The sequence below is a fragment of the Desulfobacter hydrogenophilus genome (assembly GCF_004319545.1).
GTDB classification, from domain to species: Bacteria; Desulfobacterota; Desulfobacteria; order Desulfobacterales; family Desulfobacteraceae; genus Desulfobacter; species Desulfobacter hydrogenophilus.
In genome coordinates this window covers 4,221,305-4,235,105 of the sequence record NZ_CP036313.1, presented here as the reverse complement: position 1 = coordinate 4,235,105, position 13,801 = coordinate 4,221,305, and the positions used below count along the sequence as shown (strand labels likewise).

16 protein-coding genes and 1 pseudogene are annotated in these 13,801 nt (G+C 42.4%); 8 read left to right on the top strand and 9 right to left on the bottom strand.

From position 1 onward, the window contains the following. The first annotated feature begins 8 nt into the window (after positions 1 to 8). The 4 genes from trbB (at position 9) to traI (ending at position 3,431) form a co-directional block, all read left to right on the top strand. Positions 9 to 944, top strand: coding sequence for a P-type conjugative transfer ATPase TrbB (trbB, locus tag EYB58_RS18820; protein WP_111953147.1), 936 nt, complete (start codon positions 9 to 11; stop codon positions 942 to 944). After that, positions 941 to 1,594, top strand: a complete 654-nt coding sequence (locus tag EYB58_RS18815) for a TrbM/KikA/MpfK family conjugal transfer protein (protein ID WP_111953145.1) — start codon at positions 941 to 943, stop codon at positions 1,592 to 1,594. Before trbB ends, EYB58_RS18815 begins: the two co-directional genes overlap by 4 nt. A gap of 85 nt (positions 1,595 to 1,679) precedes the next feature. Then, on the top strand, positions 1,680 to 2,021 hold the full coding sequence (locus tag EYB58_RS18810; protein WP_111953207.1) for a plasmid mobilization protein: 342 nt from the start codon (positions 1,680 to 1,682) through the stop codon (positions 2,019 to 2,021). A gap of 90 nt (positions 2,022 to 2,111) precedes the next feature. Continuing rightward, positions 2,112 to 3,431 (top strand): TraI/MobA(P) family conjugative relaxase, encoded by a 1,320-nt coding sequence (traI, locus tag EYB58_RS18805; RefSeq protein ID WP_111953143.1) that lies wholly within the window; start codon positions 2,112 to 2,114, stop codon positions 3,429 to 3,431. On the opposite strand, the gene EYB58_RS24235 is transcribed toward traI, so the two are convergent. Continuing rightward, a complete protein-coding gene (locus EYB58_RS24235) occupies positions 3,385 to 3,549 on the bottom strand; it encodes an endonuclease (RefSeq protein WP_278186257.1) in 165 nt (54 codons plus the stop codon). The two genes, traI and EYB58_RS24235, sit on opposite strands and share 47 nt — an antisense overlap. A gap of 248 nt (positions 3,550 to 3,797) precedes the next feature. On the opposite strand from EYB58_RS24235, the gene EYB58_RS18795 reads away from it, so the two are divergent. From EYB58_RS18795 to EYB58_RS18785, 3 genes are read left to right on the top strand one after another with little or no spacing between them, the layout of a single operon-like run. After that, entirely contained in the window at positions 3,798 to 4,085 is a 288-nt protein-coding gene (locus tag EYB58_RS18795; RefSeq protein WP_111953141.1) for an integration host factor subunit alpha, read from the top strand. Between the two features lie 14 nt (positions 4,086 to 4,099). Continuing rightward, positions 4,100 to 4,705: a DUF7713 domain-containing protein gene (locus EYB58_RS18790; protein ID WP_111953139.1), complete on the top strand. Its 606-nt coding sequence runs from the start codon at positions 4,100 to 4,102 to the stop codon at positions 4,703 to 4,705. A gap of 54 nt (positions 4,706 to 4,759) precedes the next feature. Beyond that, positions 4,760 to 5,311 carry an HD domain-containing protein gene (locus EYB58_RS18785; protein WP_111953137.1) on the top strand — a complete coding sequence of 184 codons (552 nt, stop codon included), beginning with the start codon at positions 4,760 to 4,762 and terminating at the stop codon, positions 5,309 to 5,311. A 580-nt stretch (positions 5,312 to 5,891) separates the two neighbouring features. Here the strand turns inward: EYB58_RS18785 and EYB58_RS18780 are convergent. The 7 genes and pseudogenes from EYB58_RS18780 to EYB58_RS24890 form a co-directional block, all read right to left on the bottom strand. Continuing rightward, positions 5,892 to 6,911 (bottom strand): tyrosine-type recombinase/integrase, encoded by a 1,020-nt coding sequence (locus EYB58_RS18780; RefSeq protein WP_111953135.1) that lies wholly within the window; start codon positions 6,909 to 6,911, stop codon positions 5,892 to 5,894. Then, the gene (locus EYB58_RS18775; RefSeq protein WP_111953133.1) at positions 6,908 to 7,882 is read right to left on the bottom strand and encodes a tyrosine-type recombinase/integrase; all 975 of its coding nucleotides are present in this window, start codon (positions 7,880 to 7,882) and stop codon (positions 6,908 to 6,910) included. Before EYB58_RS18775 ends, EYB58_RS18780 begins: the two co-directional genes overlap by 4 nt. Then, the gene (locus tag EYB58_RS18770) at positions 7,869 to 8,666 is read right to left on the bottom strand and encodes a tyrosine-type recombinase/integrase (RefSeq protein WP_165477784.1); all 798 of its coding nucleotides are present in this window, start codon (positions 8,664 to 8,666) and stop codon (positions 7,869 to 7,871) included. Before EYB58_RS18770 ends, EYB58_RS18775 begins: the two co-directional genes overlap by 14 nt. Positions 8,667 to 8,745: 79 nt before the next feature. Further along, positions 8,746 to 9,054 carry a CHC2 zinc finger domain-containing protein gene (locus tag EYB58_RS18765; protein WP_111953129.1) on the bottom strand — a complete coding sequence of 103 codons (309 nt, stop codon included), beginning with the start codon at positions 9,052 to 9,054 and terminating at the stop codon, positions 8,746 to 8,748. Beyond that, the gene (locus EYB58_RS18760; RefSeq protein ID WP_111953127.1) at positions 9,020 to 9,559 is read right to left on the bottom strand and encodes a hypothetical protein; all 540 of its coding nucleotides are present in this window, start codon (positions 9,557 to 9,559) and stop codon (positions 9,020 to 9,022) included. Before EYB58_RS18760 ends, EYB58_RS18765 begins: the two co-directional genes overlap by 35 nt. Positions 9,560 to 9,986: 427 nt before the next feature. Beyond that, positions 9,987 to 10,166: pseudogene (locus EYB58_RS24230) on the bottom strand (IS1595 family transposase); the annotation flags it as partial. A gap of 480 nt (positions 10,167 to 10,646) precedes the next feature. After that, positions 10,647 to 10,838: a transposase gene (locus tag EYB58_RS24890; RefSeq protein WP_423201861.1), complete on the bottom strand. Its 192-nt coding sequence runs from the start codon at positions 10,836 to 10,838 to the stop codon at positions 10,647 to 10,649. 611 nt (positions 10,839 to 11,449) lie between these two features. Here EYB58_RS24890 and EYB58_RS18745 point away from each other — a divergent pair. Then, positions 11,450 to 12,943, top strand: a complete 1,494-nt coding sequence (locus EYB58_RS18745; protein WP_111953123.1) for a glycogen synthase — start codon at positions 11,450 to 11,452, stop codon at positions 12,941 to 12,943. A gap of 81 nt (positions 12,944 to 13,024) precedes the next feature. On the opposite strand, the gene EYB58_RS18740 is transcribed toward EYB58_RS18745, so the two are convergent. Next, entirely contained in the window at positions 13,025 to 13,609 is a 585-nt protein-coding gene (locus EYB58_RS18740) for a hypothetical protein (RefSeq protein ID WP_111953121.1), read from the bottom strand. Positions 13,610 to 13,801: the final 192 nt, after the last annotated feature.

The window sequence follows — 13,801 nt, the reverse complement described above, 5'->3', positions numbered from 1 at the left end:
GAATGAAAATGAGCGTTGTATTGGACAGTTTGAAACATAATTTAGGCCCCATTGTTACCCAGGCCCTGGATGATGATAACGTGATTGAAGTCATGCTCAACCCTGACGGCAAATTATGGCTCGATACGTTTGATAAAGGCATGGTGGAAGTGTCCGCCATTCCTGCATCTTCTGCCTCCGGAATACTGAGCCAGGTTGCGTCCATGCTGGGCGCGGTCGTTACAAAGGATTCTCCCGTTGTTGAAGGCGAGCTGCCCCTGGACGGCAGCCGGTTTGAAGGGTTGTTTCCTCCGGTTGTGGCCAATCCCACGTTCACAATCCGCAAAAAGGCGATCAATATCTTTACCCTGGATAATTACGTGCGGTCGGGAATCATGTCATCGGATCAGCAACAAATCATCTGTGATGCCATTGCAAACAAAAAAAACATCCTGGTGGTGGGCGGAACGGGTTCCGGCAAGACAACCCTGACAAATGCGATTCTCGCAGAATTGGCAAATATTGCCGGTGATGAGCGGCTTGTCATTATTGAAGACACCAGCGAACTACAGTGCCTGTCAAAAAATAAGGTGATGCTGCGTACAAACCGGAACACCAATATGCAGCATCTTCTCAAAGCCACCATGAGGCTTCGGCCGGACAGAATCGTTGTTGGTGAAGTAAGGGGCGGTGAAGCCCTTGACCTGTTAAAGGCGTGGAATACCGGTCACCCGGGAGGCGTGTGCACCGTTCATGCAAATTCCTGTGCCGGAGGACTGGTCCGGCTGCAGCAGCTGATTGCCGAAGTTGTGCCGAATCCCATGGATGATTTAATCCAAGAGGCGGTTGATCTGGTGATTTTTATCAAACGGACCAAAGAAGGCCGAAAAATTGAGGATATCGCCGAAATAGGAAACGATTATGGATTTCAATCGGAAACACAAAAACTAAGGATTTTAAAATGAAAAAGTTTTCAGCAACAATTACGATTTTTCTTTTTTGGATAGTTTTTTTAGGAGAAACGCCTCTCTCATGGGGAGATGATGAATTAACAAATGAACAGAAATTGGCTTGCGAATCTATTTTATGCTTGTCTTCGGGCGACAGGCCGGACGAATGTGACCCTGCTTTAAATTATTTTTTCAGCATCAAAAAAAAGAAATTATCCGACACCAGGGACGCCCGGAAATCTTTTTTGAAAAAATGTCCTGATTCAAATGCAGATGGGATGTCCAGCTTGATCAACGTCCTCGTTGATTACAATTGTTCTTCCTGCACTGTTGAACAGTTAAATAAAAATCTTGTCAAAGTGGTCATTTCAACGGGACGTAATTTTAGTTCTATTTCCAACCACTCTTCTGGTTATACGGTAATGGCAGTTGATCCTGAATTACCGGCATATTGTTTAAAGTATTATGCCGCCATGAACAGTAATCAATACACCGCCTACTCACAATATTCACAATCACAACCAGTCTATATCGGTTCCAATATAGGCCGAAAGGTCCAAGATGACGACGGCAACGAATATTATGTGATTTATGCAAAGTCACGAAACGAACAAGCTCAGATAACGGAGGCAATATCACAAAACCGTTGGGAATGGGCCAATTAACAAGGTAACACCATCAGGAATAATGGTGCAGGCAAACACCGTTGTTCTTGATGGTGTTTCATATAAAAAAACGCAGGGGTTTTACATGAAAAAAGATAAGCGGGAAATCATCCTCAAAGCTTATGTAACGAAAAAAGAATACTGCCAAATCAAGCTTCTTGCCAAACAGACGGGTTTTTCTGTCTCTGAATATATCCGCCGGATTCTAAATGGCCAGCGGATTGAATCAAGGCTTGATCAAGAAGCTTTTTTATCTGCGCTTAAAGTGAACGCTGACCTTGGCAGGCTTGGAGGGCTGTTTAAATACTATCTTGCCCAGGGGTTTAAAAAAGTGCCTCCTTCAGAAATAAGAAAGGTGTTGCATGACATTGAAGACAGGCAGCGGCAGCTTAGGCCGGTCATTTCTAAAATTCGGGATATGGTGTAAGGTTGCAGCCCTGTTTCCTTCCATATATTCAGGCAACACCGACATTTTTGATGTCTTTGGACCATAGTACCATCATCACAGTTTAATGCCATGATATCAAAACGAATCCATTGCGAACCGCAAAACGACAAGATAAAGCGTTTAGGGCTGTATATAGGCGCCGGTCATGAAAGAGAAAAGCTCTTTGCAAAATGGACAGCCGGCTGTTATGCGGGGCAGGATTATGATCTGGCCATTGATGAAATTAAAGCAACCCAGGCAATGAATACCCGGACAAAAAAAGAAAAAACTTATCATATGGTAGTCAGTTTTCATCCCGAAGATTTCAAAAAACTTTCCCTGGAGGATTTTAAAAACATTGAAAAAGAATTTGCTGCAGCGTTAGGTTTTGAAGACCATCAACGGCTCTGCGGAATACATATCAACACTGACAATCCTCATATGCACGTTGCTTACAATATGATTCATAAGGAAAAATACACTCGGCATGATCCTTTCTATGATTATTATAAACGAGATAAAACGTGCCGGCTCCTGGAGGAAAAATATAAGCTTAAGGTTGATATCGGTGTTGAACAGCAATTTAGCGATTACGTGAAGCTGCGGCAAGCAGATATTAAGCAGGCCTTTGACAATGCCAAGGATTGGCAGTCCTTGCACAAAGAACTTGCCGTTTACGGCCTAACTGTGCAAATGCGTGGGAACGGCTGTATTCTGGCTGCAATCGGCCACAAACAAAAAGATGGTCATCATATAAAATTAAGCGATTTTGATAAAAATTTGTCCAAGAAAAAGCTTCAAGACCGGTTTGGTTTTTATGAAAAATCAGCCGGGGATCATGAGGTAAAAGAATTTTTTCAACGGGAGCCCAAACGGGAAAACTCCAAAGCCAAAGATTTTGAAACTAAAACCGGGCTAAAATCCTTTGAGACCTTTATTTTAGAATCAAAAGAGTTTATCGCCCAGGCGGCAATTAAATCTGATACCTGGCAAGACTTTCATAGAGAACTGGCCAAGGTCGGTCTTGAAGTAAGGCCACGGGGAGCAGGTTATGTTTTAACGGATATAGGCGGAAAGACAAAAAAAAATTCAAGTATCCCTTTTTCTAAAACCGGAATGCGAATTGTCAAAAACGGCATTATCCTTGACCGCCCCAAAAGAAGAGATATGAACAATGAAAGAGAGACAAAACAGCCCGGAAATTTGAAAATTTTAGGAAAATTTGAGTCGTCCCAAGGCGGTTATACAATTGAAAATTCGTATAAATTTGAACCGGTAAAAAAACTCAAATCCGCCAAAGAAAGAGAAGCTTGGAAAATTTACATCCGTGAACAAAAACGACATAATTACAACTGGATAAAATTTAATAAAAATTTTCAGCGGTTTTATGGTGAAGATTATGGAATGTAAATTTATCATTTCCAGCGGTAGGAATCATGGCATAACTGTAATTTGACCGTAGCGCATTGACCTGGCCGATAGCAGGAACCAAATTATACATATCCCTCTGTATATAGCGATATGCCATATTCACCTTTTCAGCACACTTGCTGCCCGTGAAAGGCTTTCTGCCTATGCCTCAAAGGGCCGCCCAACTGTGATTTGTGCGGTAATGCAAACGATTTACTGTCGAGGTGATTGTTTTTAGAAAAACCCTCCCCTGGCTGTAACTTCTTATTCTGTAACAACAAACTTGACAATACTCATCCTAAATTTTAAACATCAGCTTTGATTTTAGCAAAATACCAGGCATAATAAACAGAGGAGCAAATTCCCTTGGCGCTTACCAAACAAAACATTGTTGAATCAGTTGCAGAAAAGCTTGACCTGAAACCCTTTCAAGCAAAAGACATAATAGAAGAACTCCTTGAGATAATGAAATCCACCTTGGCGGCTGAAGAAGACATCATGATAAGCGGCTTCGGTAAATTCCAAGTGAATAAGAAAGCCCCAAGGAAAGGACGGAATCCGGCCACCAGCGAAGAGATGATCCTGGATGGAAGGAAAGTCGTTGTTTTTAAGTGTTCCGGTAAATTAAGGGACAAAATTAATGAGGGACAATAAAGGATTTTCTTAAAATGGCAGGCGATAAGTGCACATACTGTGGCGCTGAAGTAAAAAATTATAATTCCATAATGATGCAATCCGAAGATGGTTATACCAAAGTATGCCTGCATTGCTATAACAAGGACATGGCTGAATCCGTCGGGATTGATTATGACCACATTGAACTCCAGCCCATCTTATTAAAGGATATGGATGGCAATGAACATAAATTCGAGTTCACCGTCCAGTTGATGGGAGATCAACTTGTGCTAAAAACGCATGAAGACACCCAGGATGATGTCTGTGCATATGAATTCAGTATGATCGGTGATTATGAAGACAGCCTGTTCAGTTTGTTCGCAAGCCTTTATGAACGAATGGTCAACACGTTAAATACCAAGCATATGTATAAAGATACTGAAACTGGTAGATGGCATGTCCAGACCGGCGATGGTGGCGAAGATGTCGTAAGGGGTAGGATTGAAGCGGATATGGATTCGGACGATTCTATTGAAACCCCATTGATTGTCGTTGACGGAAAAAAGATCCCCTGGGAAGAATTCGGCAGGATGTTGATGCCCTTCGAAGGATTCAATTTCAAACTGCAAATCTATGATCCGAGCGATGAGATGGATTAATAATCATCGCCGTTAAAATACCATACGACCAATATTGTGAAGAATTAAATTTTTATGCGTGAATTAAACAACAACTGGGCACAAGAGGCATATATCAAGGCCTACAGATTTGCTGCTGAGAAGCATATCGGACAAAAAGTTCCTGGAACAGATTGGTCTTATCTTGCCCATCTGAGCATGGTCAGTATGGAAGTTATGGCTGCTCTAAGCCATGAAACAGATAGGGATGGGAACCTAGTCGTTCAAGTTGCAATTCTCCATGATACCATTGAAGATACAGATGCCACTTATGACGAATTAAAATCAGAATTCGGACGGCATGTTGCAGAGGGAGTATTGGCTCTTACCAAAGACGGGGCTATTGAAAAACAGCATCAAATAGAAGACAGCCTGAAAAGGATCAAACTCCATTCCAAAGAAATCTGGATGGTCAAACTTGCTGAAAGGATCACCAATCTACAGCCCCCTCCTTCCCATTGGTCTTCTGAAAAAAAAAAAAAATATCTGAAACAGGCTAAATTGATTTTGAATGAATTAAGGTCTGGTAGTGATTTCTTGTCCTATCGTTTAACGGCAAAAATTCTGGAATATCAGTCTTATATTTGAGGTGTCTGCATGATAAAAGCCACCAACCCTACTTCTGTTATTGAACCCTTTTTTGGGGGAGGCATTCATGAAAACTCACACCATTATTGCGGTCTACTAAAAAATTTGAATTGGTAAGAATCGGAAACTCCGGGATACACATAATATTGCTCGCCGGTTTGGTGATTTAGAAAGTGTGGAAGTACAGGGAAAGTCCGGGGTGATTTTCACCTGGAAAATGGTTCTTGTCTTGGAGGTAGTCTGCTCTTTTGGAAATCTTTTTGGCCGGTCAAAATTTGTTATGAAAAAAGCGAGCCCTACGAGTTATAGGGTTCACTGACGTCTTGTTCAAACCTATGATTTTTTTGAGGAATTTATCGCTTTATTCAAAATCTTGCCGGTCCGGTTAAATACCATTATGTTGCGAGTTTGGCTAACTTACTAAATTTAATAGAAATTTTTATTACCTGTTGTGCAAATCAATATTGTTTTAGAATTCAACACGTTAAAGCCCATTTTAAAAATTTTAAAAATCAGTGGCAACATAATTTATTGTTTTACTACATACCCCTCCAAGGCTAGCAAAAGCTGCTTCAGTGGTTTATAAACTGTCAAGCCAGGCAAGGATTTCAGCGTTATTTTCCCAGTCGATTAACTCATCAATTTTTTTATCATGAGTTATTTTCGATTGCATGTATTCCATGAGCATATTTTGGATTTCCCGTTTTTTTGACAGATCCAGCTGCAGATAGGTCATTGTTGATTCAATACTTTGATGACCAAGACGATTTTTGATATCCGATACCGGAGCACCTGATGTGACCATATTGACCGCACACGAATGCCTGAAGCAGTGCGCCGGACTCAGTCCTTTCAGCCTTTTTTCCGGCAATGCCAAGGTCAAATATTTTCTGCAAATTTTATTAATTCCGTGCCGGGTCATTTCCCGCTTCCGTTGATTGATAAACAGCCTATGGGCAAATAACGGGATGGGATCTACCCTGTGATTGGCGATATAATCCGAGATCAACGAGGCGGTTCTGGAGCATAGATTAATCAACCGGTACCGGTTTCCCTTTCCCAGGACCGCAATGGTTTCGTTTGCAGGATCAAAATAATCAAATTCTAAGGTGGCAATCTCACTGGCCCGGGCACCGGAGTCATAAAGCAAATGTAGAATGGTAAAATCCCTCATGCCTTCTTTCTTTTTCAGATCCACGGCACTGAAGACTTTCATGATTTCTTCAGGATATAAAAATCCCATCACCTTTTTTTGAGCTTTTTTCTGCGGGATGTTCAGCAGGCCTTCGGCGATTCGTTTTTTGTCCGGATGCATGAAGCGGATCATCTTGGCCAAAGACTTGATCGCGGCCAGGCGTTGATTTCGAGTCTGCACGCTATTTTTCCGGTTTTTTTCCAGATGCTGGAGAAAGGCAAGCACTGCATCCACCGTTAAGTGTTCTATTTTCAATGACTTGATTTTTATTGAGTGATGATTCGCCAAAAAATGCAGGAATAAAGACAGGCTCTGCCGGTAGGCTTGAACACTTTGTTTGCTCGTCCCTTTTATTGAGGGCAAGTATTCATAAAAATACTGGTGCAGGCAACTTGTCAATCTCATGTACCCTCGCTTTTTGATCTCGCAAAATCAAACAGTTGCCGACGGTGCTCAGCATCCAGTACCTTTAAATAATAGGTTGTGTATTTGTATTTGCTGTGCCCCATGTACGCAGCCAGTACAGGCAGGGCATTTTGACAGGATTTTCCTTGCTGTTTTATCCTTTTCAGCGTGTTCACAGCAAACGAATGCCGCAGGGAATGATGTGAAGGCTGGCTGAAGTTGGTCGTACCGATTATTTTCCGGGAGTGATCAAGATTAATGTCTGTGAGAGCCTGTTTAAATCTGCGATTTATAAACATACGTACCAGTTTTTTCCCTTTTACCTTTACCAGCAAAAAAGGACTGTCATCCTCATCAGGGAATAACCGGCGGACTTTTAGCAGGTTGTTGATTTCATGGGCTACAGCTGTGGGTATAGGGATCAATCGATCTTTTCTAAATTTTGTCTTTTCAATATAGATTGTTCTTTCTTTGGGCCTGTAATGGGTTTTTAATAAATTGAGTGTCTCCGATGTTCTAAGTCCGCACCGGGCCATCAACAAAAAGGCAATATAAGCACTGAAATCTGACACATAGAATCTCTGGCTTATCCGCATCGACTTGACTGCAGCTTTGAGGAAAAGGTCTGTTTCTTCCGGAGAAAATATAAAAGGAATAACGTGATTTTCCTGTAGCTCAGTGATTTCCTGTAACGAATTCTCAAGGACCAAATCTTTGCGTAAAAGATAATTAAAAAATATCTTGATCATTCTAAAAATCATATTTATGGACCGGGGTTCAAGATCAAGATCTGCTCTGAACCGGATAAAAAACAGCGGATCAAAGGAAGCCAAAGTCACTTGTTTTTCAGATACATATCGATCAAGCATCTTAAGGCAGTATATCATTGAGGTGTTTGAGTACCCCAGTTGAAAACGATATATGATAAAATCCTCCATTTGTTCAGCCAAAAAGCTTTTAAAACGTTTCATCAAGGATAACCTCCCGCATCAGGCCGATATGAATGCTCAGATATTTTTTGGTAGAATCGATGCTTTTATGACCCATCATTTCTTTGATTTCATAGATGGACATGCCGGACTCCAACATATTCTGGGCAAATGAATGCCGCAGCCAGTATGTGCTCGATTCAAGATTGTTTTCCGTCATGCATTTTTTTATATATCGGGGGATATCGCATCTGTTGACCGGTTTATAAGGTGGTATCAATTGTAAAAATAGAACTCGGGATTGAGTTTCAGGCCTCCCGCCTACAATATAAGCAGTGATAGCTTTGATTATGTTGTCGGGAAGGGGGAAATGGGCAGGACTACAATTTTTTCTTGAACGGATAAAAATCTCTTTCTGTCTAAATGAGATGTCATCCAAGGTTAGCGAACTAATTTCTTGGGGTCTCAATCCCAGATAATACGCCAGGTGCATAGTGGCATTGGTGCGAAGGTTTTTTGCTGTTGATAGATCCAGGCTGTCAAACAGCTTTTGAACTTCATGGGAGCGTAAAAATTTGGGTGGTTTTAATTGTCCGAACTCCGGAGGGCTTACTATCAAAGGGGCGAGATCTTTTTTGATATATTGGTTCAGATAAAGATATCTCAAAAACTGCCTCAGATATGACCGGTTCGACTTAGCGGTCCCTATGGAATAATTGGTATTGTACAGGGCTAAAAATTGATCAACCTTCTGGATGGATATCTCATTCAGGGGAACGCCTGATTTTTGTAAATAGATATCCAGACCTGTCAGTATCCGTTGCATTCCTCTAACACTTCCCTGAGCACGGACTTGATGACTATAATAGTCCAAATACCGCTGACAGATTTCTGGCAATATATGATCAGGTGCCATGACCGGATTCCCTTGGGTTTAAAATAGTCTGCAGATATTTTACGCTGCTGACAAAATCGGTGTTGCGGCAGATCATTACCATATCGATGGTGTTAAAATTCTTTTCGCATCGAAAGCACCGGCTCAAGTTCGTTCTGGGATTCACTGCGGTCTGAAACTCGTTGCACAAGGGGCACAGAAAACGGAATACCCCTTCACTGATTTTGGCAGGAATACCCAGTTGTGTTTCGATCAACACATGAATGGGGATTGAATTTCGTAATTTATAAAGCTCCTTTGAAGAAAATAACTTGCCCATGTTGACACCTCTTCTTTTTGGTCAGTTCTTTCAGAATATCTGGCGTCAATTCTATCGTTTCCAGGTCCGTGGCATCAATAATCTCTTGTAACGCACTTTTGTTAAGAAGAGTGTCAACCCCAATAAAGACAAGGGTTTTGGCCAATATTAAATCTTGTAACGGTATTTGAATTAAATCTATCGAAAATCCTTTAGCAGCAATGCTTTTGCCGGTTTTCATCTCTTGTAACGTATCTTCAGTTAAGGATGGGGTTTCCGGGAGCTTTTTTCGCTTCCAGTAACCAGGATTACTTTGGCGCCACTCCTGAACACGGGCCACATTCTCCGGCCCTGAGAAATAATCCTGATTATTTGGCTTATTCAGCCATTTTTGCTGGCTGTGTTTTTTACTGGCAATTTTACATTCGGGTTTGTCACAAAATCTTTGCCGCTTCAAATGCCGGGGATCTGGTTTGAATAAATTTTGGCAGTTTTTACACCTGCGTTGTCGGATTTGTTTTTTCATAGACCTGATACCTCCTTAGATCTATGATCGGATGGACGATGGCGGGGTAGTATTTTTTCAAAATATGGCGGGGTCCGGCGGGGTTCGGCTGGATCGGGCGGGGTAGAACACGCAACAAAAAAAACTCGCTACATAAATACCATCAATGCTCAGTCTCTGAAAAATCGAATTGGTAGGAATCGTGTTTTGGGGAATAAATATTATAGTGGTCACCCTGTCAAAACGGAACTTGTCCCTAAAACCAGTGACACGCAATGCCTTTTAAAGACAATAAAAATTTGCATTGAAAATTCAGCCAGGCCGTTTGTTGGCGGTTTAAGGAGCTACCTTATATCAAAATGATGCTCAAAATACTCTTGGATCATATTTTTGTCATTTCTCCAAAGGTTATGCAAAAATGTTTCCTCCAATATCGCTTTTTCAAAGGCTATGTTCCCTTTAATAGTTGAAATTGCTCTAATGAAATACTCAGCAAAGACTCTGGTAATATACCTGGGTGCTGCTCAAGTGAACGCCGCCAGCCAAGATAATGTTGTAAATATTTCTTAGCAGCACCGTAGAATCGGTGCAGCTATCCTTTAAATCGGCTGTGATAGGCATTGACATTTTAGAGGTGGAAAGCACCCTTATGCACCGATAACGTTGTAATCCGTTGGCAGATCCTTGTCTGTAATAATGGGCAAAACTACAGAAAGGACATTTACAGTCTGCGTCAAAATGTGATTCAATACATTCGATAACCTGACTATTATCGGAGAGATGGGTAAGGGCATTCAGCAAGCTACTCCGTTGACGATGATCCATTTTGGTGATTTGATGCAATAACTGTAAAAAATCTGTATCTTTCATGATTTCCTCCTTCTTGGAGTATATCCAAAAGATAAAAATCATGGCTCTTGTTGTGCTTCAGGGTTGTATATATTCAATTTGTCCATAACTATATGAAATTATTTTAAATTTATCCGGGTCTTCAAGGACTTAAGGTGTTGGTGAATTATCATTAAATTCAAGCAGTTAAAGCTATAGCCGAAAATAAGACCCAGAAACGCAATATGAGCCAAAATCATTTATTGAATTTCAACAACATTTAAAGGGGACACAGCCTTTTCAAATGTGGAAACTCTTCAAAAATTTTCCGAGACACTCGACCCTTGACACTGAGCATTATTTCAGCCGGGGAAATATTGGGGGTTACCGAACACAGAATGTGAATATGATTCTGACTGACCACACCACGCAAAATGAGAATTTCGAACTTCTCACAAGTTTGTTGGGCGATTTCCCTTATTCACAAAGCAACATTTTCTTGGAATGGAACAGGTACTTCGCCACCCAAACCAGATGATATTCTATTTTGTACTTTGTATGGCTGTTTTCTACCGATACTCCACCCCAAGCACCATAAAACACCTATCAGCAAAATGCTATCCGCCTAAAGGCGAGGGTTTTAAACTTTAACAGAAAAATATAATTGACGAGGCAACGAAAAAGCTTAGGTGTATTTGTATGAAAACGCAGCTATGTTTTCGTGAGGATATTAATGATTGAACCTGGTGAGTTTCGAACGGAAATTTATAATTTGTGATGAATCTGCTATCAAGCACACCATATTTGATATTTATATCATAAAGCACCATATATGGTCGTAAATTAAACCATATATGGTGTGCTTGCGCCTAAAGATTCCTGTCCATCAAGGTATTATGGTGTTGGTATGAATTTGGCAACGTCCAAGGATAGTTATCCATTTAAGGAACTAAACGGTAAAGATTGGGTTATGGAAAGAGTACACCGGTTTTTACTGGAGAACGCATAACTAATGAAAGAAACAACTGAGGTTAACCTTGATTCCCTCATAATGACCGGTTTGAAATAGAGGAGTAGATGCTTATGCCTGATAGAGCAAGAATTCTTATTGTCACTCCGGAGGTGACTTATCTGCCGGAAGAAATGGGATCATGCTCAGGTTATTCCGCCAAGGCCGGCGGCCTGGCCGATGTTTCAGCGGCCCTGATCAGTGCCTTGTTTGATCTGAACTGCGATGTCCATGTCGCCATCCCTGATTATCGTTCCATCTATCATGATTATTCCACCGAAAAGCATGACCTGGAGGTGGAAAAAATCAGGCAATGCCTGAACGAGAAGCGGATTCATTTTGCCGCTGATCGGGCGTTTCTTTATAAAGAAAAAGTATATTCGGGTAGTTATAAAACAAATCTGAAGGTGTCCCTGGCATTTCAACGGGAGGTTATCAATAATATCATTCCCAGAGTAAAACCGGACATTATCCACTGCAACGACTGGATGACAGGCCTGATCCCGGCCATGGCAAGGCAGTATGGAGTTCCCTGCCTGTTTTCCATTCACAATATCCATACCATGACCTCCACCCTGGCTGAGATAGAGGACCGGGGGATTGACGCCGCTTCCTTCTGGCAATGGCTTTATTTTAAACGGCCGCCTGAAAGTTATGAGGAAAGCCGGGAAGTTAACCGGGTGGATTTTCTTTGTTCCGGCGTGTTTTCAGCCCATTATGTTAATACAGTCAGCCCGACGTTTTTGCAGGAGATCGTTGAAAACAAGCATCCTTTTGTGGATGCCGGGCTTCAGGCCGAACTTGCTCACAAATGGGAGGCCGGCTGTGCTACGGGTATTTTGAATGCGCCGGAACCGGAATTCAACCCGGCAGTAGATGAAATGATCCGGTTTAATTACGGCCCGAAAGATCACCGCGGGATGAAACAGAAAAACAAGGCGTTTCTCCAGAAAGCCGTCGGCCTTGAACAAAATCCGGATGCCCCTTTATTTTTCTGGCCTTCACGCCTGGATCCGGTCCAAAAAGGGTGCCAGCTGCTGGCCCAGATCATGTACGAAACCATATCACGCTACTGGGAGACCGGGATTCAGATTGTCTCGGTGGCAGACGGAGAATATTATAAGCACTTTAAAGATATTGCCGAATTCCACGACTTAAGGCATCGAATAAGCGTTCTAAGGTTTGACGAACAACTTTCCCACCAGGCCTTTGCCGGAAGTGATTTTGTTTTCATGCCCTCTTCCTTTGAACCCTGCGGCCTTCCCCAGATCATCGGGGCCATTTACGGTACCCTGCCCATTGTATTTGACACAGGCGGCCTCCATGACACGGTAAGGCCCCTTGATACAGAAAGCGCCAGCGGCAACGGTTTTGTTTTCTCCGTATACGATGCCTGGGGACTGAGCTGTGCTGTGGACCGGGCCATGGACTTTTTTGCCCTTGATCCGGATGAAAGAGAAGTCCAGATCCGGCGGATCATGATTGAATCTGTCACGGAATTCAACCACAGCCGTTGTGCTGAAAGCTATATTGGCCTGTATGAAAAAATGCTTAAAAGGGCTTTTTAAAAGCGTAGAGCTTTCCATGCCAAGGCTTATGTCAATGGGACGACCATCAACCCGACGTCCAACGAGAGAAAAACTCCCCTCTTAGAAAGGACAGGAAAGGGTAAAGAGTACGCCGCCGGTATTCCAGCCGTCATCCCCGTCATCCCCATCCTTGAACGGAGCGGAAATATGCTCGACCCCGTATCCCAGGCAGACCGCGACAGGGGGCTTTTTCTCCCGGTGGAACCGGAAACGGAACCCCGCCGATCCTGAGATAATACCGTGAATGCCGGACTCTGCGAGACCGGGAAGATTATTATCGTCGAAAAGATGAGCGATTCCCGCTCCGAATTTTAAAAAAAGGAATTTATAATGAACTTCGGCAAGCACCCTGACCTCCAGGGTCTCGGTATCCCCGTAATGATCGGTTTCCAGGTGACCGGCCCCGAGCAGGGTTTCAAAAGCGGCCCAAGTGGTCAGGTTTTTTCCCAGTGTATAATTGAGCGTAGTCCATTCATATTCGTCAACAGTATCGGGCCCGATACTGGTCCCGTCGCTCCGGCCGTGGAAAACCGAAAACCCCTGGTAGTCGATAAACCTGTTGCCGGCCCATGCTGTGGGAAGGTTCAACATCTGAACGAAAACAAGAATAAAAAAAGCAGATTTTGCGCGAATACCAATTTCCATTTGATCTCTCCCGGTTTTAACTTTTACAACTGGTTTACACTATTCGTTCGAATCATATCTTCAAAATACATGCCACTTACTTATTCGCTGTTCGAATTTTTTGAATTTGACTGCCAAACAATCTTTGATTAAAATCAGGCCATCTTTTTTTTGAAAAAATATAGGCCAATGGCGGCCCGGAGGGCCGTCCAA